The 25,399-nt window shown below is 72.7% G+C and carries 19 protein-coding genes and 3 pseudogenes; 12 read left to right on the forward strand and 10 right to left on the reverse strand.

Features of this window, described 5'->3' with window-relative positions; translation table 11 throughout:
• Positions 1 to 851 (reverse strand): annotated as a pseudogene (locus tag GT045_RS24705) (hypothetical protein); the annotation flags it as partial.
• Between the two features lie 109 nt (positions 852 to 960).
• Positions 961 to 2,124: a PP2C family protein-serine/threonine phosphatase gene (locus GT045_RS24710; RefSeq protein ID WP_202528951.1), complete on the reverse strand. Its 1,164-nt coding sequence runs from the start codon at positions 2,122 to 2,124 to the stop codon at positions 961 to 963.
• Positions 2,125 to 2,285: 161 nt separating this feature from the next.
• Between GT045_RS24710 and GT045_RS24715 the strand changes: the two genes are divergently transcribed.
• On the forward strand, positions 2,286 to 2,807 hold the full coding sequence (locus GT045_RS24715; RefSeq protein WP_161291978.1) for a hypothetical protein: 522 nt from the start codon (positions 2,286 to 2,288) through the stop codon (positions 2,805 to 2,807).
• A 280-nt stretch (positions 2,808 to 3,087) separates the two neighbouring features.
• Positions 3,088 to 4,014, forward strand: a complete 927-nt coding sequence (locus tag GT045_RS24720) for a hypothetical protein (RefSeq protein ID WP_161291980.1) — start codon at positions 3,088 to 3,090, stop codon at positions 4,012 to 4,014.
• Here GT045_RS24720 and GT045_RS24725 read toward each other — a convergent pair.
• Complete coding sequence (locus GT045_RS24725) at positions 3,914 to 5,260, reverse strand: PLP-dependent aminotransferase family protein (protein ID WP_161335492.1); 1,347 nt, start codon at positions 5,258 to 5,260, stop codon at positions 3,914 to 3,916. The two genes, GT045_RS24720 and GT045_RS24725, sit on opposite strands and share 101 nt — an antisense overlap.
• Before the next feature lie 87 nt (positions 5,261 to 5,347).
• Here GT045_RS24725 and GT045_RS24730 point away from each other — a divergent pair, with 87 nt between their 5' ends.
• The 5 genes from GT045_RS24730 to metG all read left to right on the forward strand — a co-directional run bounded on the left by GT045_RS24730 (position 5,348) and on the right by metG (position 12,839).
• Positions 5,348 to 6,136 (forward strand): alpha/beta fold hydrolase, encoded by a 789-nt coding sequence (locus tag GT045_RS24730; protein WP_161335493.1) that lies wholly within the window; start codon positions 5,348 to 5,350, stop codon positions 6,134 to 6,136.
• Positions 6,137 to 6,146: 10 nt separating this feature from the next.
• Complete coding sequence (locus tag GT045_RS24735; RefSeq protein ID WP_161335494.1) at positions 6,147 to 7,103, forward strand: endonuclease/exonuclease/phosphatase family protein; 957 nt, start codon at positions 6,147 to 6,149, stop codon at positions 7,101 to 7,103.
• 45 nt (positions 7,104 to 7,148) lie between these two features.
• Positions 7,149 to 9,119, forward strand: coding sequence for an FUSC family protein (locus GT045_RS24740; RefSeq protein WP_161335496.1), 1,971 nt, complete (start codon positions 7,149 to 7,151; stop codon positions 9,117 to 9,119).
• 61 nt (positions 9,120 to 9,180) lie between these two features.
• Complete coding sequence (locus tag GT045_RS24745; protein ID WP_161335497.1) at positions 9,181 to 10,980, forward strand: VWA domain-containing protein; 1,800 nt, start codon at positions 9,181 to 9,183, stop codon at positions 10,978 to 10,980.
• 143 nt (positions 10,981 to 11,123) lie between these two features.
• Positions 11,124 to 12,839 (forward strand): methionine--tRNA ligase, encoded by a 1,716-nt coding sequence (gene metG / locus GT045_RS24750; RefSeq protein WP_161335499.1) that lies wholly within the window; start codon positions 11,124 to 11,126, stop codon positions 12,837 to 12,839.
• 64 nt (positions 12,840 to 12,903) lie between these two features.
• Here metG and GT045_RS24755 read toward each other — a convergent pair whose 3' ends face one another.
• Entirely contained in the window at positions 12,904 to 13,113 is a 210-nt protein-coding gene (locus GT045_RS24755) for a DUF397 domain-containing protein (protein ID WP_161335501.1), read from the reverse strand.
• Positions 13,110 to 13,985, reverse strand: coding sequence for a helix-turn-helix transcriptional regulator (locus GT045_RS24760; RefSeq protein ID WP_161335502.1), 876 nt, complete (start codon positions 13,983 to 13,985; stop codon positions 13,110 to 13,112). The genes GT045_RS24755 and GT045_RS24760 overlap by 4 nt, the downstream gene beginning before the upstream one ends.
• 135 nt (positions 13,986 to 14,120) lie before the next feature.
• On the opposite strand from GT045_RS24760, the pseudogene GT045_RS39980 reads away from it, so the two are divergent.
• Positions 14,121 to 14,312: pseudogene (locus tag GT045_RS39980) on the forward strand (helix-turn-helix domain-containing protein); the annotation flags it as partial.
• A 41-nt stretch (positions 14,313 to 14,353) separates the two neighbouring features.
• Here GT045_RS39980 and GT045_RS24765 read toward each other — a convergent pair.
• Positions 14,354 to 14,701 carry a DoxX family protein gene (locus GT045_RS24765; protein ID WP_161296323.1) on the reverse strand — a complete coding sequence of 116 codons (348 nt, stop codon included), beginning with the start codon at positions 14,699 to 14,701 and terminating at the stop codon, positions 14,354 to 14,356.
• Positions 14,702 to 14,794: 93 nt separating this feature from the next.
• On the opposite strand from GT045_RS24765, the gene GT045_RS24770 reads away from it, so the two are divergent.
• Positions 14,795 to 15,508, forward strand: coding sequence for a nucleotidyl transferase AbiEii/AbiGii toxin family protein (locus GT045_RS24770; RefSeq protein WP_161335503.1), 714 nt, complete (start codon positions 14,795 to 14,797; stop codon positions 15,506 to 15,508).
• Between the two features lie 119 nt (positions 15,509 to 15,627).
• On the opposite strand, the gene aspS is transcribed toward GT045_RS24770, so the two are convergent.
• Positions 15,628 to 17,391: an aspartate--tRNA ligase gene (aspS, locus tag GT045_RS24775; protein ID WP_161335504.1), complete on the reverse strand. Its 1,764-nt coding sequence runs from the start codon at positions 17,389 to 17,391 to the stop codon at positions 15,628 to 15,630.
• Positions 17,392 to 17,568: 177 nt separating this feature from the next.
• Between aspS and GT045_RS24780 the strand changes: the two genes are divergently transcribed.
• The gene (locus tag GT045_RS24780; RefSeq protein WP_161335506.1) at positions 17,569 to 19,719 is read left to right on the forward strand and encodes a SpoIIE family protein phosphatase; all 2,151 of its coding nucleotides are present in this window, start codon (positions 17,569 to 17,571) and stop codon (positions 19,717 to 19,719) included.
• Between the two features lie 46 nt (positions 19,720 to 19,765).
• Here GT045_RS24780 and GT045_RS24785 read toward each other — a convergent pair whose 3' ends face one another.
• The 3 genes from GT045_RS24785 to GT045_RS24795 form a co-directional block, all read right to left on the reverse strand.
• Positions 19,766 to 20,839 (reverse strand): AI-2E family transporter, encoded by a 1,074-nt coding sequence (locus GT045_RS24785; protein WP_161296316.1) that lies wholly within the window; start codon positions 20,837 to 20,839, stop codon positions 19,766 to 19,768.
• A 240-nt stretch (positions 20,840 to 21,079) separates the two neighbouring features.
• Positions 21,080 to 22,051, reverse strand: a complete 972-nt coding sequence (locus tag GT045_RS24790) for a pirin family protein (protein WP_161294678.1) — start codon at positions 22,049 to 22,051, stop codon at positions 21,080 to 21,082.
• 175 nt (positions 22,052 to 22,226) lie between these two features.
• Positions 22,227 to 22,712, reverse strand: a complete 486-nt coding sequence (locus GT045_RS24795) for an SseB family protein (protein ID WP_161294680.1) — start codon at positions 22,710 to 22,712, stop codon at positions 22,227 to 22,229.
• A 222-nt stretch (positions 22,713 to 22,934) separates the two neighbouring features.
• Between GT045_RS24795 and GT045_RS24800 the strand changes: the two genes are divergently transcribed.
• Both GT045_RS24800 and GT045_RS24805 read left to right on the forward strand, forming a co-directional pair.
• Positions 22,935 to 24,761: an acyl-CoA dehydrogenase gene (locus tag GT045_RS24800; RefSeq protein ID WP_161294682.1), complete on the forward strand. Its 1,827-nt coding sequence runs from the start codon at positions 22,935 to 22,937 to the stop codon at positions 24,759 to 24,761.
• A 92-nt stretch (positions 24,762 to 24,853) separates the two neighbouring features.
• Positions 24,854 to 25,399 (forward strand): annotated as a pseudogene (locus GT045_RS24805) (M18 family aminopeptidase); the annotation flags it as partial.

Consider the following 25,399-nt stretch of genomic DNA (forward strand, 5'->3'; position numbering starts at 1 on the left):
CCGTACGCCGTACCCGCCGCGAGGGGCGCCGCACCCCGCACGAACCCGGGCGCCGCGCCCGGGGCGAACCCGGTCGGCGCGCCCGGTGCGGGTCCGGGTCCCGCGCCCGGTGCGGGTCCGGGTCCCGCGCCCGGTGCGGGTCCGGGTACCGCGCCCGGTGCCGGGGCGCCGTCGGCGAAGGGCGGGGGCAGGACGCCGGCCGCCGGGAAGCCGGGCGCGTGGCCCCCGGTGCGGGCCAGGAGCAGGTTGCCCGCCGTCTCCTCCGGGACGCGGGCCAGGGCCTGTTGGTGCAGGGCGGCGGGGGGCGGCCGGTGGCCGCTCCTCAGGAGGGTCGCCACCGTCTTCATGTACGCCGGCTCGGCCTGGGCCCGCCGGGTGGCGGGCGGGGCGACGCGGCCGTACACGGCGGTGTTCGGGCCGCAGTCGAGGCCGCGTTCGGCCAGGTGCCGCCAGGTCTCCGCGTCCGCGTGCAGATCGAGGACGAGCGCGGTGTCCACGGCGGAGCGCAGCCGCAGTTCCTCGCGGACCCAGTGCCAGGGGAGCGCGGTGTAGCGGACGGTGGCGGGGGTGGTGCGGGCCAGGGCCAGATGGAGCCGGTGCTGGCGGCGGTCCAGGTGCAGCTGCCCGGTGAGGTAGACGGTGAGCGGTCCCGGGGAGGCCGCCGCGGCCCTCAGCCGGGTGAGTACGGCCTGCGGTTCCAGCGGATCGGCCAGTTCGACGACGTTCGCGGTGTCGGTACCGGACAGCACGGCGGGGGCGACGGCGGCCAGCACCGGCAGGACACCCGCCGCGTCCACCAGCCGGCCCCGGCCCAGCGGCGCCGCCGCGATCAGCAGCACGGTTCCGGGCATCGCGCCTCCCCCTGTCACCCGGCGGACCCCGTGGACCCGGCGGTCCCGAGGGCCCCGGAGATCCGCTCTCCAGCCAGCACGGTAACCGCTGCTGGTGCGAACCGGTGGCTCAGGACCGCAAACGTCCCTGTTCGAGGTCTTCGCCCCGGCCGCTCCCGGGGACAGGCAGCCGCCGCACCGCGAAGATCGTGGTGTCGTCGTCCAGCCGGCCCCGGCTGTGCCGCAGGACGCCGTCGCGGACCCGGCGGACCAGCCGCCGGGGATCGGTGCGGCGCGGGTCGGCGGCGACCGCCCGGCCGACCTCGCGGGCCAGTTCGTAGAACGCGCCGAGCCCGTCGCGTGCCTCGGTCACCCCGTCGGTGACCAGCAGCAGGGTCTCGTCGGGGGCCAGCGGCACCCGGTGCACGGGCGGCAGCCGGTCCGCGAGGTCACCGAGGCCGAGCGGCACCCCGTCGCCGCTGGGCAGTTCCCGCACCCCGCGCGGGCCGACGGCGAGCGGGGGCTCGTGGCCGAAGTTCATCATGTCGACGGTCTCGGGGGCGTCGTCGGCGAAGGCGATGAGGACGGCGGTGGCGAAGCGGTCGCCCTCGTCCCGGCCGATCGCGGCGGTGTGGGAGCGGTGCCGGAGCATCCGGGTCTCCAGGCGCCCGGCGAGGGTGGTCAGGTCCTGCTCGTGGTAGCCGGCCTCCCGGAAGGTGCCGAGCAGCGCGGCGGCGGTCTCCACGGCCCCCAGGCCCTTGCCCTGCACGTCACCGACGAGGACCCGGGTGCCGTGGGGGCCGGGCTGGATGTCGTAGAAGTCGCCGCCGACCCGGGCGTCGACGTCGGCGGCCAGATACACCCCGGCGTGCTCCAGACCGGCCCAGCGCGGTGGCAGCGGGCGCAGCACGGTACGCCGGGTGGTCTCGGCGATGTCCTGGATGTGCAGGATCTGCCGTTCGTGGCGCACACGGGCGACCGCCGCGAGGGTGGCCAGGGTGCCGCCGAGGGCGACCAGGAGGAAGTCGCCGAACCCGGCCTTGTACTGGTCGGGCCAGGCGCTGTCCACGGCGACGTACGTCACCACCGACAGCAGGCTGTAGGCGGCGGTCGTCCACACACCGCAGATCGCGGCTGCGATGCCCGGGACCAGGACGATCCAGGTGATGATGCGGAAGTCCTCACCGGTCGCGAAGTCCAGCAGGATGACGCCGGCGAGCAGCAGCAGGGGCGGCAGCCAGGCGATGCTCCGCCCGCGGACCCGCAGCAACGGGCTCCTCCGCCCGTACTCCATCTCCGTCACGGCCGGCAGCCCTCCATGTCCCTCAGCGAATCACGGGAGGCTGCCGCACGCATCCGGGCACCGTCACCCGCCCGGCCGAGTTGCCGGGCCGTGTTCACCGGTGTGCCCTGGTACCGGGGGCAGAGCGGGGGCGAGGAGAGAGGAGCGCTCTCATGGCTCAAGCGGCACCCGCACCCGGCGGTATGTCCCGGCCCGGCCGCACACCCGAGGTGGAGGGCCGAAGGACGGACGTGCGCGCCCGCCCGCCCGACGTCCTCGACGCCCGCACCCACGCGATGGCACGGATCGCCGTACCGGTCGCGCTGGGGCTCGTCTACGGCTACTGGGTGGCGGCCAACAACCGGTCCGGTGGTGCGATCACCGGCTGGAACCTGCTGCTCGGCTTCGTCAGCGCGGTGGTGTTCGCCGCGCTGTGCATGGCGCTGCTGGTGCTGGCCCCGCGTATGCCGCGGGAGCTGCACGCACTGCTGTGGACGGCGTTCGTCGGCTGCGCGTTCGGGTTCCTCTACAGCCAGAGCGGCAGCTTCTTCGCCACCCAGGGCGCCGGCGAGGGCAGCCACGACGACGTGCTGCGATCGGTGCTGATGTCCCTGATCGTGTCCGCGGTCACCTTCGCCGCGTTCTTCTACCACTACTACACGCGGGAGGACGCCTCCGGGCGCCGGATCCGCTGAGGGGACGCACCCGCGACGCGCGTGGGGCCCGGCCGGGCGGCCGGGCCCCACGCGTTCCCCTGCGTTCCCCTCCTCCTCACCGGAGCGGGTTCCGGCCACAGCCCGGCCCCACGACCCTGAGGAGCCGGACGCGCCGGAACCGCCCAGCACCAGGAAACACCCGTTCGGGTGAACGCTCCACCGGAGAGCGGAAGGTCCGGTTCCGCCATGGGGGTCGTCCCGCCGCCCGAATGCAGTCCTCCCGCTCGCGCACGCGCCCGCCGGGTCCTTGCCTGGGAGGGTGCCCTCACGACGCCTCAGGAGCGCCCTGTCGGCCCTGCTGATCGCCCTGTCCTGCCTGTTCGCACCGTTCGGCGCGCTGGCGGCCTGGGCGGCGTACGGGCTGGCCGACACGGGCCGCTACGTCACGACGATGGCGCCGCTCGCCGCCGACCCGGCCGTGCGGGAGGCCGTCGTGGACACCGTCGGCGACGGCATCCTGCGCGCGGTGGACCAGCACCTGGACGTCCGCCCGATGCGTGGCACGGTCCGCCCGTTCGTGCACGACGTCGTACGGTCCTTCACGCACACGCGAGCCTTCCGGCTGGCGTGGGACACCGGCAACCGGGTCACCCATGACGCCGTCCTGCGCGCCCTGCGCGAGGAGGACGAGCACGCCGTCGTGGTCGACCTGGCCCCCGTCACCGCCCAGGTCAAACGCCAGCTCGCGCGCGACCACGTGCCGTTCGCCGCACGCATCCCGGTGGAGCACACCGCGGTCGCGGTGCTTCCGGCGGGCCAGCTGACCGTGCTCCGGAAGGGGTTCCACATGCTCGAAGTCGCCGGATTCTGGCTGCCGGTGGCGTCCGTCGCCTTCGCCGCCGGCGGCATCGCGCTCGCCGTCGGCCGGCGCCGGGCCGTCGTCGCCACCGCCCTGGGCACGGCCCTGGGCGGCGCCCTCCTCGCCCTCGCCCTCTCGGTCGGCCGCGGCCTGACCCTGGCCGGCCTGCCCGCCGGGGTGTCCCACCCGGCGGCGGGCGCGGTCTACGACGCCCTCACCGGCACCCTGCGCACGGCCGCCTGGCTGCTGCTGGGTCTCGGTCTCACGGTGGCCCTGCTCACCTGGCTCACCCGGTACCTGCGGCTGCCCCGTCCCGCGCGACGCCGGCCAGGGTCGACAGCGCCCGCGCCAGCCGCGGCTCCGGCACCGACGCGAGCCCGAGCCTGACCGCGTCCGGGGTGCGGCCGGGGTCCACGCAGAAGGCCGTGCCCGGGGTGACCGCGATCCCGTGGGCCCGCGCCGCGGCCGTGAAGGTGTCCGCACGCCAGGGCGCGGGCAGCTCCCACCAGGCGAAACAGGCGGCCGGATCGGACTGTACGGCGAACCCGGCCAGCCTCTCGGCGACCAGCCGCTGCCGCCGCCGCGCGTCCTGCCGCTTGGCGGCCACCAGCCGGTCCACGGTGCCGTCGCCGAGCCAGCGCACCGCCGCCTCCAGCGCGAAGGCGCCCGCGCTCCAGCCACCGGAGCGGACGGCCCGGGCCACCGCCTCCACGCGGTCCTCCGGTACGGCGGCGAAGCCCACGGTGAGGCCCGGCGCGACCCGTTTGGACAGGCTGTCGACGAGATGCACCAGGTCCGGCGCGAGCGCGGCGAGCGGCGGTGGGCCGCCCGGGAGCAGGAAGGACCAGATGCGGTCCTCCACCACCGGTGTCCCCAGCCTGTGGACGGTGTCGGCCAGCTGCCGCAGCCGCCCGGGGCTCGTCGTCCGCGAGGTCGGGTTGTGCAGGGCCGGCTGGAGGTACAGAGCGGACAGCGGCGCGCCGCGGTGCGCGGCGACCACGGACTCCGGCACCGGCCCCTCGGCGTCCGTGGCGAGCGGCACGAGGACCAGGCCGAGACGGGCCGCGATCTCCTTCACCAGCGGGTAGGTCAGCGGCTCCACGCCGACCCGGCCGCCGGGCCGGACCAGGGAGGCGAGGGTGGCGGCGATCGCCTGGCGGGCGTTGCCGGTGAACAGGATCCGCTCCGGCCGGATCCGCGGTCCGCCCAGGGCGAGCAGGGCGGCGACCGCCTCCCGGGCCGCCGGGGTGCCCGCGGCTGCGGCCGGCCGCAGCGCCTGGCCGAGCGCGTCCGGGCGCAGCAGCGGCGCCAGAGCCGGGGCCAGCAGCTCCGCCTGGCCGGGCGCCGTGGGGTAGTTCAGCTCCAGGTTCACCGGCGGGGCGCCGGCCGCCTCGGTCAGGGCGTGCCCCGGCTGCCCGTCCGGCTCGGTGGCCCGTACGAAGGTCCCGCGTCCGACCTCGCCCACCACCAGCCCCCGGCGCACGAGTTCGGCGTAGACGCGCCCGGCCGTCGAGGGCGCGATGCCGTGCCGGCGGGCGAACGCCCGCTGTGGCGCCAGCCGTTGGCCGGGCAGCAGCCGCCCGCCGGTGATGTCGGCCGCGATCCGGTCGGCGATGCGCCGGTAGTCGTCCACAAGTCCCCCTGGTCGGCGTGGCGTTGGATTGCACCGAGAGCAAAGATTCTATTGCACCGAGTGACGGACGGCCCCTAGGGTCGTCACATGCCTCCCTTCCTCGCATTCGAGGACAAAGACCCCGGAACCACCTCCCGGACTCCCCTCGTCCTCGTCCACGGCCACCCCTTCGACCGCACGATGTGGCACCCGCAGCTGACGGAGTTCGCCACCACCCGCCGGGTGATCGCCCCCGATCTGCGCGGCTACGGCGCCTCCCCCGTGACCCCCGGCACGGTGCCGCTCTCCCGCCACACCGCCGACCTCGCCGAACTCCTGGACCACCTGGGCGTCCACACCTTCGTCCTCGCCGGCCTGTCCATGGGCGGCCAGATCGCCATGGAGTGCGCCGCCCGCCTCGGGAACCGGATCAGGGGCCTCGTGCTCGCCGACACCTCCCCCGCCGCCGAGACCCCCGAGGGCGTGCGCAGCCGCACCGCCATGGCCGGCCGGCTGCTCGCCGAAGGCATGCGGGGCTATGCCGACGAGGTGCTGGAGAAGATGGTCGCCCCGTACGCCGGCCCCGAGGTCAAGGCACATGTGCACCGCATGATGACGGCCACCTCACCGCAGGGCGCCGCGGCCGCCCTGCGCGGCCGCGCCGGACGACCCGACTACCGCGGTGTCCTGGCCGGGCTTCCGGTGCCCGCCCTCGTCGTGGTCGGCGCCGACGACACCTACACCCCCGTCGCCGACGCCGAGGCGATGCACGCGATCCTCCCCGACGCCACCCTGCACGTCGTCGAGGGCGCCGCCCACCTGCCCAACCTGGAGCGGCCCCGGGAGTTCAACCGGGTGCTGGGCGATTTCCTGGCACGACTGGACGGCCGACCGTAGGCTCGCTTCCGTGACCCGGCACCGCGCACCCAGGCTCGGCGCCTGGTGCGCCGGACTGCTGCTCGCCGGGGTGAGCGTGGTCGCCGGCTGCCGGGCCGCCGACACCGACGGCGTCACCCCCGTGCCCCAGCTCCTCGCGTTCCTGCCCTGGCTGCTCGCACCGGCCGGCTTCGCACTGCTGTGCGCGCTGCTCGCCCGCTGGTGGGCCGGGCTGGTGTGGGCGGTCGCCGTCCTCGGCCTGCTCGCCTGGTACGTGGAGCCGTACGGCAGGACCCGCGAACCCGACGGGCCGCCGCTCGCCGCGCTGCGGGTGCTGACCTCGAACGTCGAGTTCGGCCGCGGCACCCCCGCCCTGATCCGGGTGGTGCGGGACCGGCGTCCGGACGTGGTCTTCGTGCAGGAGTGCGACTCCGGCTGCCGGGCGGCCCTGGCCCGCGAGGTCGCGGACACCTGGCCGTACCGCCGGGCCGTCGAGGCGGACGGCTCCAAGGGCTCCGTCGTGCTCAGCCGCTTCCCGCTCACGCCCGCCGCGGGCGTCGCCGGCACCATGGGCATGCCCGGCGCCGTGGCCGACGTGCGCGGGCACGCCGTACGCCTCCAGCTCGCCCACCCCATGCCCCCGCTGCCGGGCCAGGTCGGCCTGTGGCGCCGCGAGCTCGGCCGGCTCCGCGCCTTCGCCGCGGCCGGCCGGGGCACCCCGACCATCCTCGCCGGCGACTTCAACGCCTCCCAGGACCACGCGGCCTTCCGGCGCATCCTCGACACCGGCCTGTCCGACGCGGCCCGCCTCACCGGCGACGACCGCACCCCCAGCTGGCCCTCCCGCACCGCCTCCGTCATCGGCGCCCAGATCGACCACGTCCTGCTCTCCCCGGACTTCACCGCGGCCGACGCCCGCTTCCTCCACCTGCCGGGCACGGACCACCGGGCCCTGCTGACGGACGTGACCCTGCACGGCCCGGGGTGACCGCCCACACCGGACGGGCCGCACCGATCCGGCCATAATGGGCGCATGCTCCGAGAGTTCCCCATCGGCCTCACCCCTCCCGACTGGCTGGTCCGGAACCTCAAGCCCCAGCAGGCGCCCGCCAACCGGTCCGCCATGGCCCGTGCCGCCCTCGGCATGGCCGGCCCGCTCGCGATCGGCCTCGCCGCCGGCCGCCCGGCCTACGGCGCCCTCGCCGCCATGGGCGCCCTGTCCGGTGTCATCGGCGACACCGCCGACGCCTACCGCATGCGCATCCTCAACATCGCCGTCCCCCAGCTGTTCGGCGCCGTCGGCGTGACCCTGGGCACCCTGGTGTACGGCCACGGCTGGTACGCGGTGGCCGCGGTCACCGGCGTCGCCCTGGTCTCCGGGATGATCTCCACGATCGGCGCGGTGGCCTCGGTGTCCGGTCTGCTCCTGCTCCTGGACTGCGTGATCGGCGCGGGCCTCCCGCTGCCCGACCCCTGGTGGCTGGCCCCCGTCCTGATGACCGGCGGCGGCCTCCTGGTCCTCCTGCTGGCCCTGCTGGCCTGGCCGCTGCGCGCGGGCATCCCCGAGCGGACCGCCGTCGCGGCCGCTTACCGCACCGTCGCCGACCTGCTCACCATCGCCGGCACGGACCGGACCGAGGAGTACGACGAAGCCCGCCGTACCGTCACCCTGGCCCTGAACCAGTCGTACGACCTGATCCTGGCCCGGCGCGCCCGCTACCACGGCCGCAACCGCGAACTCACACGGCTGCTGGCCCAGTTGAACGCCATCACCCCGGTGATCGAGGCGGCCCCCGCGGCCCACCTGGCGGCCCGTCCGCTCCCGCCGCGGATCCCCGAGGCCCTCCACCACCTGGCCCGGGCGGTGGAGACCGACGACGCCTCCCTGCCGCCCCTCGGCCTCCCGGTGCCCACCACGGAGACGGCCCGGGCGGTGGACCACGCCCTGCGCCACGCCGCCGAGGTCGTCACCGCGCCCGACGTGGACCCCCGGGGCATCGACGACCGCCTGGGCCGGCCGGCCGCCCTCGGCATCCGCACGGCCCGCGCCGCGCGCAACGTCGTGCTGTCCGCCAACTCCTGGCGCTACGGCGTACGCCTGGCGGTCTGCATCGGCATCGCCCAGGCCCTCGTCTCCCTCGTCCCCGTGGCCCGCTCCTACTGGGTCGCGCTGACGGTCACCTTCGTCCTCAAGCCGGATTTCGGCTCCGTCTTCTCCCGCGCCCTGCTGCGCGCCCTGGGCACGGTGGCCGGACTGGTGCTGGCGGCGGTCGTGCTGGCCGAGGTGCCCCTCGGCTGGTGGGACGTGCCCGTGCTCTTCCTCCTGGGCCCGCTGATCCCGGCGCTCACCCCGCGGGGCTACGGCTACCAGACCGCGGCCATCACCCCGGTGATCCTGCTCCTCTCCGACATCCTCAACCACCAGGGCACCGCCCTGCTGCTGCCGCGGCTGAACGACTCGCTCCTCGGCTGCGCGATCGTGCTGACCGCCGGCTACCTGCTCTGGCCCGAGAGCTGGCACAGCCGGGTGGGCGACCGCCTGGCCGACGCGGTGGCCGACACGGCGGCCTACGTCGAGGCGGCGTTCGGCGACGGCACCGACCTGGCCGCCCGCGCCCGTATGCGCCGCCGCCTGTACCGGGACCTGTCCGTCATCCGCACGGAGTTCCAGCGGGCCCTGACCGAGCCGCCGCCGACCGGCAGGCGCGCCGCCGCGTGGTGGCCGCTGGTCGTGGCCGTGGAACGCATCGTGGACGCCACGACGGCGGCCCGCGTCCGCGTCGGCCACGGGGCGCCGCCCCCGTCGGCGGGCGAGATCGCCCAGGTGGCCCTGCAGCTCCGGGAGCTGTCGGAAGGGGTCCGGCGCTCGGAGACCCTGATCGCCGTCCGCACCGACCTCACCGGCCCCGGCGGCAGCGTCCTCGAACCCCTCCGCCAGGAAGTGGCCGCTGCCCGCGCGATCACGTCCCCGCACCGACGCGGTCCGGCGACGCGGGGCCGCTAACCTTACGTGTCCGTCCTGGCCAGTGATTGACGGGCTACAACTCACGCGAAGGGTTGCGCACATGGGCATTCTCACTCTCCTGCGGAACGCATTCGGCCGCTCACGCAAGTCACGAGCCACCGAGGCGGAGGGTGCGGACCGGGCTCCCGCGCAGACCCCGCCGGCAACCGGGCGGGCCGCCGTTCCCGCGTCCCTGCCCGAGCCCCGCCAGTCCTCCTCGGCGGAGCACGACCTGGTGGCAGCGGCCTTCGACAACGTCAAGGTCCCCCACCCGTCCCAGTCCCCGGAAACCCCGTCCGCCGACGACCACACACCCCCGACCGCCCCGGAACCCACCCCCAGGGCCACCACCGAGGAAACGACTCCTCCCAAGGCGGAGCCCGAGGCGGAGGCCGAGCCCAAGGCGGAGGCCGAGACCAAGGCGGAGGCCGAGACCAAGGCGGAGGCGGAGGCCGAGACCGAGCCCAAGGCCGAGACCGAGACCAAGGCCAAGGCGGAGGCGGAGGCCGAGCCGGAGTCCAAGGCCGAGACCGAGCCCGAAGCCGAGCCCAAGGCCGAGAAGGCCGAGACCGAGCCCGAGCCCAAGGCCGAGACCGAGCCCGAAGCCGAGCCCAAGGCCGAGGAATCGACCTCCCTCAAGGCCGAAGCCGCACCGAAGCCCCAGCCGGAGGCGCCGGCGCCGGACGCGGAAGCGGAAGCGGAGGCCGGGGCCGGGGCCGTGAAGGCTCAGGCAGAGGCGGTGGCCGAAGCGGATGTGGAGGCCGAGGCGGGTACCGAGGCGGCCACCGAAGCCGGGACCGAGGCCGAAGCGGTCGCGGAGGCGGCGGCGGAAGCCGGAGCGGCTGAGGCTGAAGCCAAGGCGGACGAGTCGACCGCCGGCCCGGCACCCGCCGACGGCGAGAAGACCCCACAGGGGCCACCCGCACCCGACGACGAGACCCGCACGGGTGGTGCGGGTGGGAACACGGACGCCGAAGGCGAAGCCGAGGCGGACGGATCGGCCACCACCCCCGCACCCGCCGACGGCGAGAACACCCCACAGGGGCCACCCGCACCCGACGACGAGACCCGCACGGGTGGTGCGGGTGGGAACACGGACATCGAAGCCGAAACCGAAGCCGAAGCCGAAACCGAAGCCGAAGCCGAAGCCGAAGCCGAGGCCGAAGGGGAGGCCGAGGCCGCCGCCAAGCCCAAGCCCGCCACCCCCCTCACCCGCGTCCGCACCCGCACCCCCTCCCTCACCACCGCCTACAAGGCCGCCACAGCCACCCTCCGCAAGACCGACCTCACCGGCACCCGAGCGAAGCTCTACCTCGTGCTGGACCGCTCCGCGAGCATGCGCCCGTACTACAAGGACGGCTCCGCCCAGGCCCTCGCCGACCAGGCCCTCGCCCTCGCCGCCCACCTCGACCCCGAGGCCACGGTCCACGTCGTCTTCTTCTCCACCGAGGTCGACGGCACCACCGACCTCACCCTCGACCCCGGCCACGAGAACGCGATCGACGAGGCGCACGCCGGCCTCGGGCGGATGGGCCGTACCAGCTACCACGCCGCCGTGGAGGCCGTACTCGCCCACTACGAGAAGACCGCGGACCCCGGCACGCCCGCCCTCGTCGTCTTCCAGACCGACGGCGCCCCCGACGCCAAGACCCCCGCAACCCAGGCCCTCACCGCGGCGGCGGACTCGCACCCCGCCCTCTTCTTCTCCTTCGTCGCCTTCGGCGAGCACGACAACAAGGCCTTCGACTACCTCCGGAAGCTGAAGACCGGCAACACGTCGTTCTTCCACGCGGGTCCCAGCCCCCGCGAGCTGACGGACACCGAGCTGTACGAGGGCATCCTCGCCACCTGGCGTCCGTGACCCCGATCCACGGAAAGTCACACTGAGTGACCCCTGGGCCGCCCCTTTCCACCCTGTAAAACGGGAAGCGGGCGGCCCACCCGTGTCGGCTACGATTTCAAGGTTCGAAACCGCAGAAAAGCAGCGACCTGGGAGCAGCCACGATGGCTCGACACCTCATCACCAGCGCCCTTCCGTACATCAACGGGATCAAGCACCTGGGCAACATGGTGGGGTCCATGCTCCCGGCGGACGTGTACTCCCGGTACCTCCGCCAGACCGGTCACGACGTCCTCTACATCTGCGCGACGGACGAGCACGGCACCCCCGCCGAGCTGGCCGCCAAGGAGCAGGGCCTGCCCGTGGCCGAGTTCTGCGCGCAGGCGCACGACGCGCAGAAGGCGGTCTACGACGGCTTCGCGCTGGCCTTCGACTACTTCGGCCGCAGCTCCTCCGCGGAGAACCGCGAGATCACCCAGCACTTCGCCCGCAAGCTGAACGAGAACGGCTTCATCGAAGAGCGCGCGATCCGCCAGGTCTACTCGCCCACCGACGGCCGCTTCCTCCCGGACCGCTACGTCGAGGGCACCTGCCCGCACTGCGGCTACGACAAGGCCCGCGGCGACCAGTGCGAGAACTGCACGCGCGTGCTGGACCCGACCGACCTGATCGACCCCCGCTCGGCGATCTCCGGCTCCACGGACCTGGAGGTCCGCGAGACCAAGCACCTCTTCCTGCTCCAGTCCAAGCTTCAGCACGAGGTCGAGGCGTGGGTCGCCCGGCACGAGGAGGACTGGCCGCAGCTCGCCTCCTCCATCGCCCGCAAGTGGCTGACCGAGGGTCTGCACGACCGCGCGATCACCCGTGACCTGGACTGGGGCGTTCCCGTCCCGGCGGACACCTGGCCGGAGCTGGCCGCCGAGGGCAAGGTCTTCTACGTCTGGTTCGACGCCCCGATCGAGTACATCGGCGCGACGAAGGAATGGGCCGACCAGGACCCGGACAACCGGGACTGGAAGTCCTGGTGGTACGAGGCCGACGACACGGTCCGCTACACCGAGTTCATGGCCAAGGACAACGTCCCCTTCCATACGGTGATGTTCCCGGCCACCGAGCTGGGCGTGCGCGAGCCGTGGAAGAAGGTCGACTACGTCAAGGCGTTCAACTGGCTGACGTACTACGGCGGGAAGTTCTCCACCTCGCAGAAGCGCGGCGTCTTCACCGACCAGGCCCTGGCCATCCTGCCCGCCGACTACTGGCGCTACTTCCTGATCGCCAACGCCCCGGAGTCGGACGACTCGTCGTTCACCTGGGAGCACTTCACCGCCACGGTGAACAAGGACCTGGCCGACACCCTCGGCAACTTCGTCAACCGCGTGCTGTCCTTCAGCAAGAAGCGCTTCGGCGAGGAGGTCCCGGCCGGCGGCGAGCCCGGCGAGGCGGAGGCGCGGCTCGGCGAGGAGATCGCGGCCCTCCTGGCGGAGTACGAGTCGCACATGGAGACCCTCCAGTTCCGCAAGGCCGCCGCGGCCCTGCGCGCCCTGTGGTCGGCCGGCAACTCCTACCTGGAGGAGAAGGCCCCCTGGCTGGAGATCAAGACGGACAAGGACGGCGCGGCCCTCACCCTGCGCACGGCGATGAACCTCATCCACCTGTACGCGGTGGTCTCCGAGCCGTTCATCCCGGCGACGGCCAAGGTCATGCGCGAGGCGTTCGCCCTGCCGCAGGACACCGCCGCCTGGGTCACCGCCGACGAGGCGATGGCCCTGGCGTCGGTCCCCGCCGGCACCCCGTTCACTGTGCCCCCGGTGCTGTTCGCCAAGCTGACGGACGAGGACCTGCAGACGTACAAGGAGCGGTTCGGCGGCGAGGAAGGCTGACCCTCCTCATGTCCGCGCCCCGCGTCCGGTGACCACCGGGTGCGGGGCGCGTGCCGTTCCTGCGTCAGCGTTCCGAGGCGTACGCCACGAAGTCCGTCCAGGCATCGGACGTGAGCGCCAGACGGGGACCGTCGACGTTCTTGGAGTCACGGACGTGCACCGTGCCCGGAGTGACGGCGAGCTCGACGCAGGAGTTCCCGTCGTTCCCACCGCTGTAGCTGCTCTTGAACCACGCCAGCTCGGAGGCGTCCCCGGCGGTGGTCTTGCGGATCATGTCTCTCCCAGCAGTTGTTCGATGAAGGCCAGCGACTCCCGCGGGGAGAGCGCCTGAGCCCGGATCGTGCCATACCGCAGCTCGAGGATGCGCAGGTGTCTGGGTTCGGAGATCGGACGGCCGTTGAACGCGCCATCAGAGCGCCCCACTGCCGTGCCCTCCGGAAACTTCAGCAGTTCGATGCGACCGTCCAGACCGGAGTGGGTGTCACAGTTCATCGGCATCACCTGAAGCACGACGTTGTGCAGTCGCCCCACCTCCAGCAGGCGTTCCAGCTGCTGACGCCACACCATTGTGCCTCCGATGGGGCGCCGCAGTACCCCCTCTTCCAGGACGAAGCTGAGCGCTGGCGCGGGCGAGCGTTCGAATACCGACTGCCGGGCCAGACGAGCGGCCACCATGCGTTCCACATCGTCCGGCGAGTACGGCGGCTGTGCTGCGCCGATCACGGACCGCGCGTGCTCCGCCGTCTGCAACAACCCTGGGATGATGTGGCACTCGTAGAGAGCCATCTCGACAGCCTTGGCTTCCAGCTTGCCCAGCTCCCGTACCTTCTTCGGATACCGGACCCGCTTCACGTCCTCCCAGGCCGCCGCGATGAGTCCGCCGGCTTCCAGCACCTCGTCGGCCCTCTCCAGATACTCCTGCCGGGGGATCCGCTTCCCGCCCTCGACCTTGTAGACCAGGTCCTCCCCGTACCCGACCGCCGCCCCGAACTCGGCGGCCCGCATCCCCACGGCCTCCCGCCGCAGTTTCAGCTGCCGCCCCACGGTGGTGATGACCGCCACGCCCCACTCGTCGTCCGGGTCCACTTCCCAACCCGGCCCATCGGCCTCGTCCTTGAGCCGCCGTACCTCGCCGTCGACCGACATCCCGCGTCCTCCGTCGCCACCGCTGGACAGTCACCCTGCGTGTCAGCCCTGTGACTGTTCACGGTATGCACGCGCGGCGACGCTGGGTGATGTGAACCGGGAAAAGTCCACCCGCCTTCTGGAGCCCCACCAAGCCAGTCCCTCCCCACCGGTGCCTCCATCGACATCAAGGCCCTCGCCGCCCGCTTCCCGGAGGGCCCGGCCCGGATCGCCGCCGCCCTGCGCGAACTGGAAGCCCGCGGCTGTCTCCGCCGCACCCGTGAACGCACGCCGGCCGGCCGCATCGTCACCCGTACCGTCTCCTGCACCCAGCCGGGCCGCCACCGCGACGCGGCCGAAGCGGCGACCGCCGGGTCCGGTCGGCACGGTCAGGCGAGGTACCCCAGGACGAGCGCCCCGACCACCGGTGCGGCGTAGACGAGCGGGAAGGGGATGTGCGAGTGGTACCGGGCCCGCGCCACGGTGATCGCGGCACCGAGGAAGTAGAGCACCAGCCCGCACCCGGCCAGCACCCCGATCACCGGCACGAACAGGCCGGTCACCAGTCCCGCTGCCCCGGCGGCCTTGGCCAGCCCCAGGGGGGTCCACCACGCGCGCGGCACCGCGTAGTCGTCGAGAGCCCGCACGATCCACTGTGCCCGCATCAGCAGCACGACTCCGGAGAACCCGGCCATGAGCGCGGCGAGCAGGGTGACGACGATCTGGGCGATACGCATGAGAGGCTCCTGAAGAGTGTTCTCCGTGGTTCGGACACCTCTTTGAACCCCGTCGCCGTGCGTGTGTGACAGGAAGCCGGAAAAGATCTTCCTGTGGACATTCCCGAACCTCATCGCCGGCTGCTCGCGGACGCCGTCTCGGCGGGCGGCCCCTACGGGCTGGTCCTGGCCGGCGGTTACGCCCTCCAGGCGCACGGCCTGCTCCGGCGCCCGCACGCCGACCTCGACTTCGCCACCGAAAGCGCCGAGCGCATGGAGGTGATCCGCGGTGCCGTCGGCGCGACGCTGGAGGCGCGTGGGAGGCACGTCCGGACGGGGGCGGTCAGCGCGCTCACCGCGGAGCTGGCCGTCACCGACCCGGCGAGCGGCGAGACCTGCGCGCTCGCGTTGCACAAGGAGGCGTTCTGGCAGCCCCCGGAGCTGACCGCGTACGGCCCCACCCTCTCCCTGGAGGACGCCGTCGGGACCAAGATCCGGGCCCTGTACGACCGGGGCGCGGCCGTCGACCTCATCGACGCCCGGGCCGCCGCGACCCGCTTCACGCTGCCGGACCTGGAGGAACTGGGCCGGCGTCACGCCCATGACCCGTTCGACCTGCCCACCCTGCAGTCCCGGCTGACGGGCACCGACTTCTACGCCGACCGGGACTTCGTCCGGTACGGGCTGAGCGCGCAGGAGGTGCCCGCCCTGCGCGCCTGGGCGCAGCACTGGTCCGACGACATCGCCGAGCGGCTGCTGGAGGACGGCGCCTCTCCCGACGAGGAGCCCACCGAAGAGCCCGACGCCCCGGGACCGGAGCAGGAGTAGGAGTCACCGGGGCCCGGGACGGCTGCGCACAGCCGTCTTCGGCCGGAGACGGCTGTGCGCGCCGGTCCGCCCGGAACGGGTCCGGACGGATCGGCGCGCACAGGGCGAAACCGCAGCGGTTACTTCGGCTGCGGCTTGCGGATGGTCAGGTGCAGCTCGCGCAGGCGGCTCTCCTCCAGCTCGGTCGGCGCGCCCATCATCAGGTCCTGGGCGTTGCCGTTGAGCGGGAAGGCGATGGTCTCGCGGATGTTGGGCTCGTCCGCGAGGAGCATGACGATCCGGTCCACGCCCGGGGCGATGCCACCGTGCGGCGGGGCGCCGAAGCGGAGCGCGCGGAGCATGCCGGCGAACTTCTCCTCGACGGTGTCACGGTCGTAGCCCGCGATCTCGAATGCCTTGATCATGATGTCCGGCTCGTGGTTCCGGATGGCACCCGAGGACAGCTCGACACCGTTGCAGACGATGTCGTACTGCCAGCCCAGGACGTCCAGCGGGTCCTGGGTCTCCAGGGCCTCCAGGCCGCCCTGCGGCATCGAGAAGGGGTTGTGCGAGAAGTCGATCGCGCCGGTCTCCTCGTCCTTCTCGTACATCGGGAAGTCGACGATCCAGCAGAAGCGGAAGACGTTCTCCTCGAAGTGGCCGGCCCGCTTGGCCGCCTCGACGCGGACCGCGCCCATGATCTTCGAGACCTCGTCGAACTCACCCGCGCCGAAGAAGACGGCGTGGCCGGGGGCCAGGGAGAGCCGCTTGGTCAGCTCGGCGACGTTCTCCTCGGTGAGGAACTTCGCGATCGGGCCGGACAGCGCGCCGTCCTCGCCGACGCGGACCCAGGCCAGGCCCTTCGCGCCCAGCGAGACGGCGAAGTCACCGAGCTGGTCGAAGAACTTGCGCGGCTGGTCCTGGACGGCCGGGACGGGCAGGGCACGCACGTGCTTGCCGGCGAACGCCTTGAACTCCGAGCCCGCGAAGACGTCGGTGATGTCCACCAGCTCCAGCTTGGCGCGCAGGTCCGGCTTGTCGGAGCCGTACTTGGCCATCGCCTCGCGGAAGGGGATGCGCGGGAACGGGGAGGTGACATGGCGGCCGCCGCCGAACTCCTCGAACAGCTCGGTCATCAGCTGCTCGATCGGCCGGAAGACGTCCTCCTGCTCGACGAAGCTCATCTCGACGTCGAGCTGGTAGAACTCGCCCGGCGAGCGGTCGGCGCGGGCGTCCTCGTCGCGGAAGCAGGGCGCGATCTGGAAGTAGCGGTCGAAGCCGGAGATCATCAGCAGCTGCTTGAACTGCTGCGGGGCCTGCGGCAGCGCGTAGAACTTGCCCGGGTTCAGACGGGAGGGCACGACGAAGTCGCGGGCGCCCTCGGGGGAGGTGGCGGACAGGATCGGCGTCGCCATCTCGTTGAAGCCCAGCGCCGTCATCTTGTGGCGGATCGCCGAGATGACCGCCGTACGCAGCATGATGTTGCGGTGCATGCGCTCGCGGCGCAGGTCCAGGAAGCGGTACTCAAGCCGCCGCTCCTCGTTGACCCCGTCCTCGGTGTTGATGGTGAAGGGCAGGGGCTGCGCCGCGCCGAGCAGCTCGATCTCGGAGACCTCGACCTCGATCTCGCCGGTGGGCAGGTCGGGGTTCACGTTCTCGGTTCCGCGTGAGACGACGCGGCCGTCGACACGGACCGTGGACTCCTTGGAGACCTTGTCCAGAGCCTCGTACGCGGGGGTGCCGGGGCGGGCGACGAGCTGCGTGATGCCGTAGTGGTCGCGCAGATCGATGAAGAGGATGCCGCCCAGGTCGCGCCGATTGTGCAGCCAGCCACTCAGCCGGACGTCGGTGCCGACGTCAGAGGCGCGGAGCTGGCCGCAGGTGTGGGACCTGTACCGATGCATCGTCGTTCATCGTCCTTCGTGGTGGGGTTCTCGTCTGCCGGCTCTGCGGACCGGCGGGAACGGGCACGGGGCCCGGACCCGTCAAGGGTACCGGGCACGCCAAGATCGGCTCCCCACCTTTACCGTCCGCCCCGGCCAGGGTGGCAGGCTCCGGTCAGATCTCCATAAAGTAGGGCAATGCGCACTGGCGAGCCTCTCCCGTCGGTCGAGGACGTCCTCGCCGCCCTCGCGACCGGGCTGTGGCACTGGGACACGGCCGCCGGGCTGGTCACGGTGGACGCGGAGGCGGCGCGGCTGCTCGGCCTGCCCGCGGAGCCGGTCACCCTCACCGAGGCCCAGACCCGGGCCCGGCTGCATCCCGTCGACTGGAACGAGATCACCGGTGTGGTGCGGCTGGCGGTCGCCGAGAGCACCCTGGCCGAGGTACGCATCCGGATCATGGACGGGGACGGCAGCGTCCTGCGGGTCGTCCGCAGCCGGTCCAAGCCGTCCTTCGACCCCGACCGCCAGGCGTACGAGCTGATCGGCACCCTCCAGGAGGTGACCGAGCCGACCCCGGGCACCGCGGCCGCCCGTAGCGCGGTCACCGGGGACTGGCGGCGTTCCCGGGAGGCGTTCCTGCTGGACGCGGGCCGGGCTCTGGCCGAGGCGCGGTCCACCGCCGAGGTGCTGCGGGTGGTGGGCGGCCTGTCGATGCCGGGGTTCACCCCGGACGGGCTCGTGGTGTTCGGTGCGGAGGGCGACCGGCTGACGATCACCGGTCAGCACGGACACCAGCCCGGGGACATGAACCCCTTCTCCCACATGCCGCTGGACACCGACTACCCGGCCACCGAGGTCGTGCGCACCGGCCGGGCCGTCTACCTGTCCTCGCCGGAGGAGTACAAGGAGCGCTACCCGGTCACCTGGCCGCTCGCCCAGGTCTTCGGCCGCCGTTCGTGGGCGTTCCTGCCCCTGACGGTCGCCGGCCGCACGATGGGCGCCTGGATGGCCGCCTTCACCTACCCGGTGGCGTTCACGCCCGACGAGCGCGCGGTGCTGACCACGGTCGCCCGGATGCTCGCCCAGGCGCTGACCCGGGCCGGTGCCGCCGAGACGGCCCGCGAGCTGACCGACGGCCTCCAGCGCTCCATGCTGCCGTCGCTCGGCCCCGGCATCCCGGGGATACAGGTGGCCGCCCGCTACATCCCGACCGGCGGCGGCCTCCAGGTCGGCGGTGACTGGTACGACATGATCCCGCTGCCCTCCGGCCGCTTCGCCCTGGTCATCGGGGACGTCCAGGGCCATGACGTGCGCGCGGCCGGGCTCATGGGCCAGCTGCGGATCGCGCTGCGCGCCTACGCCGCCGAGGGGCACCGCCCGGACGCCGTCCTCTCCCGCGCCTCCCGCTTCCTGCACGGCATCACGGCCTCCGGCGACGACACGCTGGCCGATCTGCGTTTCGCGACCTGCCTGTACGCGGAGGCCGACCCGACGACCGGCCGGCTGGAGATCGCCCGCGCCGGGCACCCGGACCCGGTGATCCGGATGGCGGACGGCACGGTGATGACGCGGCCGACGGCGGGCGGACTGCCCCTGGGCATCGACCCGGACGCCGACTACCCGACGACCCGGTTCACGCTCGAACCGGACGAGACGCTGATGCTGTGCACCGACGGCCTGATCGAGACCGGCGGGCACGACATGGAGAGCGGCTGGCGCCGGCTGCGCGCCACGCTGGAGGGCCACCAGGACGACCTGGAGTCCCTGGCCGACGCGCTGGTGCAGGCGGTGCACGGACCGTCCTCGCACCACACCACCGGCCCGCTGGCCGACCGCCGCGAGGACGACATCGCGCTGCTGCTGCTGTGCCGGCCCGGGGAGGGCTGCGGCTGCGGCGGCGGCGTCACGCAGCGGCGCGCGGTGCGGCGCACCCTGCTGTCGGTGGCGCAGGACGAGCCGGACCGGATCGCCGAGGCCCGCCAGCACGTGCGCGACCTGCTGCACGACTGGAACTCGTCCGAGCAGGTGGACTCGGCGGTGCTGCTGGTCTCCGAGATGGTCACCAACGTGCTGGTGCACACCGACGCCGACGCGCTGCTGCTCGCCGAGGTCCTGCTGCTCGCCGAGGTCACCGGCGAGGAGGGCGTACGGCGGCTGCGGGTGGAGGTCTTCGACACGGGGGACGACCTGCCGCACCGGCGCCGCCCCGGCGAGCTGGCCTCCTCCGGCCGCGGCCTGATCCTGATCGAACTCCTCGCGGACGCGTGGGGGGTGGACCCGAGGGGCGAGGGCAAGAGCATCTGGTTCGAACTCTGCGAACCGGCACCCGCGCCGGACCGGCCGTAGGGACGGGCGGACCGGGACCCGGCGGGGCCCGGGAGGCGTGCGCGTCCTAGGGCTCGCGCGGGGCGCCGGGGGAGGCGCCGGCCGGTCCGGCCGTTCCGCCGTACCGCTCGCGCAGCTCCGCCGTGACGCCGAAGGCCGCCGCGGTCAGCGGGACGGCGAGGAGCATGCCGAGGATGCCCGCGACGGAGGCGCCCGCGGTGATCGCCACCATCACCACGGCCGGATGCATCTGCACCGTCCGGCTCTGGATCGCCGGCTGGAGCACATGGCCCTCCAGCACCTGCACCGCGAGGACCACGCCGAGCGCCCACAGCGCGATGACGAACCCCCGGTCGGCGAGGGCGACCAGCACGGCCACCGCGCCGGAGATGAAGGCGCCCAGATAGGGGATGTAGGCGCCGACGAAGACGAGCGCGCCGAGCCCCACCGCGCCGGGCACCCGGAGGATCAGCAGGCCGACGGTGATGCACAGGGCGTCGATGAGGGCGATGACGGTCGTCCCGCGCATGAACCCCTCCACCCCGGCGAAGGCCCGCCGGGCCATGGCCTCCAGGGTGTCGGCGGTGCCGCCGGGCGCGAGGGAGCGCAGCGCCGCCACGGCCCGGTGGGAGTCACGCAGGAAGAAGAAGACGAGCAGCAGCGCGAGCACGGCCATGGCGATGCTCTCGGCGACGACGCTGACACCGCTGATGACGTTGGAGGCGGCCGTCCCGCCGAACTTGCCCAGCAGCTCACGCGCGTTGGCGGCGAGGTCGTCCAGCCCGGTCCCGGCGGACCCGAAGTGCCGGGCGACCCCCTTGGCGGCTTCCCGCAGCGAGGCGAGGATCTGGCCGCCGCTGTCGATGAGCGCGGCGACGACGATGTAGAGGGCACCGCCGACGACGACCAGGACGGCGACGCAGGTCAGCCCCGCCGCCACCGACGGCTGCACTCCCGCCCGCACCAGCCGTCGGTACACCGGCCCCAGCAGGGCGGTGCCGAGCAGGGCCAGCAGGACCGGCGTGACGGCCGTACGCAGCTCCCCGCACAACCGGATCCCGACCCAGCCGACCCCCGCGACGAGCAGCAGCACGACACACCAGGCGGCGAGCCGGCGGACGGGTTCGGGCAGCAGACGCACGACCTCAGCCGATCATGGACCCCGCCGGCTGTCCTGCCGCGCGGGGCCGCCCGGGTGAGCACGGGCACGGCGGTGGGCCGGCAGCCGTACGGCCGGATCGCGGGCACGCAGACACACAGGCACGCAGACACACAGGCACACAGGCACGCGGGCACGCGGGCACGCGGGCACGCAGGGCCATGGTCGCCGTCTGGCGTCCGGTGGCCCGGCCGGGGGTGACCGGCCGGGCCGGGAAGAGGGTCAGAGTCCGCCCTCGGACATCCCGTGCACCGCGGGGACCGTGCCCAGGCGGCCCTTCTGGAAGTCCTCGAACGCCTGCATCAGCTCGTCCTTGGTGTTCATGACGAACGGGCCGTAGTGGGCCATCGGCTCCCGGATGGGCTGTCCGCCGAGCAGGACGACCTCCAGGTCCGGGGTGTTGGCGTCCTGCCGCTCGTCGGCGCGGACGGTCAGCGAGGAGCCGGCGCCGAAGACCGCCGTCTGCCCGGTGTGGACCGGGCGGCGCTCGGTACCGACGCTGCCGCGGCCCGCGAGGACGTACGCCAGACCGTTGAAGTCCGCCCTCCAGGGCAGCGTGATCCCGGCGCCCGGGGCGAGCGTCGCGTGGATCATCGTGATCGGCGTGTGCGTGATGCCGGGACCCTCGTGACCGTCCAGCTCACCGGCGATGACGCGCAGGAGCGCGCCGCCGTCGGGGGTGGTGAGCAGCTGGACGTTGCCGCCGCGGATGTCCTGGTAGCGCGGAGCCATCATCTTGTCCTTGGCGGGGAGGTTCACCCACAGCTGGAGCCCGTGGAAGAGGCCGCCGGACACGACGAGTGACTCCGGCGGGGCCTCGATGTGCAGCAGGCCGGAGCCCGCGGTCATCCACTGGGTGTCACCGTTGGTGATGGTCCCGCCGCCGCCGTTGGAGTCCTGGTGGTCGAAGGTCCCGTCGATGATGTAGGTGACGGTCTCGAAGCCGCGGTGCGGATGCCAGGGAGTTCCCTTCGGCTCCCCGGGCTGGTACTCCACCTCGCCCATCTGGTCCATCATGATGAACGGGTCGAGATGGCGGTAGTTGATCCCGGCGAACGCCCGGCGCACCGGGAAGCCCTCGCCCTCGAAACCGCTCGGAGCGGTCGTGACGGTGAGCACGGGGCGTGCCACCGCGTCGGCGGGAGCGGTCACGCGGGGCAGCGTCAACGGGTTCTCGACGGTCACTGCAGGCATGGTGGGTACCTCCTTGGTACGCCCACTTTAGTTGAGCGTTGAACTTCCTGCCACCAGGAACACGCCGACCCCGGAGGGAATTCCCTCCGGGGTCGGCGTGAAAGGCCCGGGCATCCGCCCGGCGGGCCGCCCCGGTCCGCGGGCGGACACCGGCTTCCGGGGCGGACGGGATGGTTCAGCCGCCGTACATCCGGCGCATCGCGAAGTCCACCATCTGCTCGACCGCCTTCGCGTCGAACACCATCCGGTGCTCCCCCTCCATGTCCAGGACGAAGCCGTAGCCGGTCGGCAGCAGGTCGATCACCTCGGCACCGGTGATGACGAAGTACTTGGACTCCTTGCCCGCGTACCGCCGCAGCTCCTTGAGCGAGGTGAACATCGGGATCACCGGCTGCTGGGTGTTGTGCAGGGCCAGGAAGCCGGGGGTGTCGCCGCGCGGGCAGTACACCTTCGACGTGGCGAAGATCTGCTGGAAGTCCTCGGCGGCCATCTGGCCCGTGGTGAAGGCACGCACCGCGTCCGCGAGGGAAGGCGGTGACGGCTCCGGGTAGAGCGGCGGCTGCTGGCCGTACCCGCCGACACCGCCCGGCATCTGCTGCTGCGGCGGGGCGTACTGCTGCTGCGCGGTGGCCCCGTCCATGGGCTGGCCGTATCCGTACATGGCGCAAGCGTACCGACAGCCCCCGCCCCGGACGGGTGCCCGGGAAATTCACGCAGCGGCCGGCGGGAAGACCGCCACGGCGGAGGAGTAGACCCTTCTCACACTTGGCCCGGCAGGGTTGCGTCTTATTACCGACGGGTAGCATCATCGTAGCTACTTGTTGGTACGTGAACTAGGTGCGAGGAGTCAGTGCCTCGCCGATCCCTCTACGGAGCCGTCGCCATGGGGCACTACAAGTCCAATCTCCGCGACATCGAGTTCAACCTCTTCGAGGTACTGGGGCGCGACAAGGTGTACGGCACCGGCCCCTTCGAGGAGATGGACGTCGAGACCGCCAAGAGTGTCCTGGAGGAGCTGACCCGCCTCTCCGAGAACGAGCTGGCCGCGTCGTTCACCGACGCCGACCGCAACCCGCCGGTCTTCGACCCGGAGACCAACACCGCGCCCGTTCCCGCGTCCTTCAAGAAGAGCTACCAGGCCTTCATGGACTCCGAGTACTGGCGGCTGGGCCTGCCCGAGGAGATCGGCGGCACCACCTCGCCGCGCTCCCTGATCTGGGCCTACGCCGAGCTGATCCTGGGCGCCAACCCGGCCGTGTGGATGTACTCCTCCGGCCCCGCGTTCGCCGGCATCCTCTTCGAGGAGGGCAACGAGGTCCAGAAGCACATCGCCAAGATCGCCACCGAGCGGCAGTGGGGCTCCACCATGGTGCTCACCGAGCCCGACGCGGGCTCGGACGTGGGCGCCGGCCGCACCAAGGCGGTCCAGCAGGAGGACGGCTCCTGGCACATCGAGGGCGTGAAGCGCTTCATCACCTCGGGTGAGCACGACATGTCGGAGAACATCCTCCACTACGTGCTCGCCCGCCCCGAGGGCGCCGGCCCCGGCACCAAGGGCCTGTCCCTCTTCCTCGTCCCGAAGTACCTCTTCGACTTCGAGACCGGCGAGCTGGGCGAGCGCAACGGCGCCTACGCCACCAACGTCGAGCACAAGATGGGCCTGAAGGCGTCCAACACGTGCGAGATGACCTTCGGCGACAAGCACCCCGCCAAGGGCTGGCTGATCGGCGACAAGCACGACGGCATCCGCCAGATGTTCCGCATCATCGAGTTCGCCCGCATGATGGTCGGCACGAAGGCGATCTCCACGCTGTCCACCGGTTACCTGAACGCGCTGGAGTACGCCAAGGAGCGCGTCCAGGGCCCGGACCTGGCCAACTTCATGGACAAGACCGCGCCCAAGGTCACCATCACGCACCACCCGGACGTGCGCCGCTCGCTCATGACGCAGAAGGCGTACGCGGAGGGCATGCGCGCCCTGGTGCTGCACACCGCCTCGGTCCAGGACGCCATCCAGATCAAGGAGGCGAACGGTGAGGACGCCTCCGCCGAGCACGCGCTGAACGACCTGCTGCTGCCGATCGTCAAGGGCTACGGCTCCGAGAAGGGCTACGAGCAGCTCGCCCAGTCGCTGCAGACCTTCGGCGGCTCCGGCTTCCTGCAGGAGTACCCGATCGAGCAGTACATCCGGGACTCCAAGATCGACACCCTCTACGAGGGCACCACGGCGATCCAGGGCCAGGACTTCTTCTTCCGGAAGATCGTCCGCAACCAGGGTGCCGCGCTGAACTCCCTCGCCGAGGACATCAAGAAGTTCCTGGCGCTCGGCACCGGCGGCGAGGAGCTGGCCGGCGCCCGCGAGCACCTGGCGAAGGCGGCCGTGGAGCTGGAGGCGATCGTCGGTCTGATGCTGACCGACCTCGCCGCCACCGAGCAGGACACCAAGAACATCTACAAGGTGGGCCTCAACACCACCCGCCTGCTGATGGCCTCCGGCGACGTCGTCGTCGGCTACCTGCTCCTCAGGGGCGCCGCGATCGCCGCCGAGAAGCTGGCCACGGCCTCGGCGAAGGACAAGGCGTTCTACACCGGCAAGATAGCCGCGGCGAAGTTCTTCGCGGCGAACGTCCTGCCGGGCGTCACGCTCGCCCGCAAGATCGCCTCCGGCGTCGAGCTGGACCTCATGGAACTGGACGAGGCCGCTTTCTGACGGCCCCGACGTTCCGGACGTCTCCGTCGATTCCACGCACGGGCCCGCTCCTTTCCGGGAGCGGGCCCGTGCACGTCGTTAAGGTGAATCCCATGAGCGCAGCATCCCGCTTCGACCGCGGCCACACCGACGATCTCATGTCCTTCCTGGCGGCCGGCCCGTCGCCGTACCACGCCGTGGCCGAAACCGCAGAGCGGCTGGAGAAGGCCGGGTTCCGTCAGGTGGCGGAGACGGACGCCTGGGACGGGACGCACGGCGGCCGGTACGTGCTGCGCGGCGGCGCGATCGTGGCCTGGTACGTGCCCGAGGGCGCGGAGCCGCACACGCCGTTCCACATCGTCGGCGCCCACACCGACTCGCCGAGCCTGCGGGTCAAGCCGCGCCCGGACAGCGGGGCCCACGGCTGGCGGCAGGTCGCCGTGGAGATCTACGGCGGCCCGCTGCTCAACTCGTGGCTGGACCGGGACCTGGGCCTGGCCGGCCGGCTGACCCTGCGCGACGGGTCCTCGGTCCTGGTGAACGTGGACCGGCCGCTGCTGCGGGTGCCGCAGCTCGCCATCCACCTGGACCGCTCGGTCGGCGCCGAGGGGCTCAAGCTCGACAAGCAGCGGCACATGCAGCCGGTGTGGGGCCTCGGC

Source organism: Streptomyces sp. SID486 (assembly GCF_009865385.1).
In the GTDB taxonomy this organism is placed as follows: domain Bacteria; phylum Actinomycetota; class Actinomycetes; order Streptomycetales; family Streptomycetaceae; genus Streptomyces.

What these genes read in the sequence shown, in the direction of transcription:
- GT045_RS24710 (WP_202528951.1), bottom strand. Translation starts at nt 2,124, where the DNA reads ATGGAGTACGGGCGGAGGAGCCCGTTGCTGCGGGTCCGCGGGCGGAGC.
- GT045_RS24715 (WP_161291978.1), top strand. Translation starts at nt 2,286, where the DNA reads ATGGCTCAAGCGGCACCCGCACCCGGCGGTATGTCCCGGCCCGGCCGC.
- GT045_RS24730 (WP_161335493.1), top strand. Translation starts at nt 5,348, where the DNA reads ATGCCTCCCTTCCTCGCATTCGAGGACAAAGACCCCGGAACCACCTCC.
- GT045_RS24740 (WP_161335496.1), top strand. Translation starts at nt 7,149, where the DNA reads ATGCTCCGAGAGTTCCCCATCGGCCTCACCCCTCCCGACTGGCTGGTC.
- GT045_RS24745 (WP_161335497.1), top strand. Translation starts at nt 9,181, where the DNA reads ATGGGCATTCTCACTCTCCTGCGGAACGCATTCGGCCGCTCACGCAAG.
- metG (WP_161335499.1), top strand. Translation starts at nt 11,124, where the DNA reads ATGGCTCGACACCTCATCACCAGCGCCCTTCCGTACATCAACGGGATC.
- GT045_RS24755 (WP_161335501.1), bottom strand. Translation starts at nt 13,113, where the DNA reads ATGATCCGCAAGACCACCGCCGGGGACGCCTCCGAGCTGGCGTGGTTC.
- GT045_RS24760 (WP_161335502.1), bottom strand. Translation starts at nt 13,985, where the DNA reads ATGTCGGTCGACGGCGAGGTACGGCGGCTCAAGGACGAGGCCGATGGG.
- GT045_RS24765 (WP_161296323.1), bottom strand. Translation starts at nt 14,701, where the DNA reads ATGCGTATCGCCCAGATCGTCGTCACCCTGCTCGCCGCGCTCATGGCC.
- aspS (WP_161335504.1), bottom strand. Translation starts at nt 17,391, where the DNA reads ATGCATCGGTACAGGTCCCACACCTGCGGCCAGCTCCGCGCCTCTGAC.
- GT045_RS24780 (WP_161335506.1), top strand. Translation starts at nt 17,569, where the DNA reads ATGCGCACTGGCGAGCCTCTCCCGTCGGTCGAGGACGTCCTCGCCGCC.
- GT045_RS24790 (WP_161294678.1), bottom strand. Translation starts at nt 22,051, where the DNA reads ATGCCTGCAGTGACCGTCGAGAACCCGTTGACGCTGCCCCGCGTGACC.
- GT045_RS24795 (WP_161294680.1), bottom strand. Translation starts at nt 22,712, where the DNA reads ATGTACGGATACGGCCAGCCCATGGACGGGGCCACCGCGCAGCAGCAG.
- GT045_RS24800 (WP_161294682.1), top strand. Translation starts at nt 22,935, where the DNA reads ATGGGGCACTACAAGTCCAATCTCCGCGACATCGAGTTCAACCTCTTC.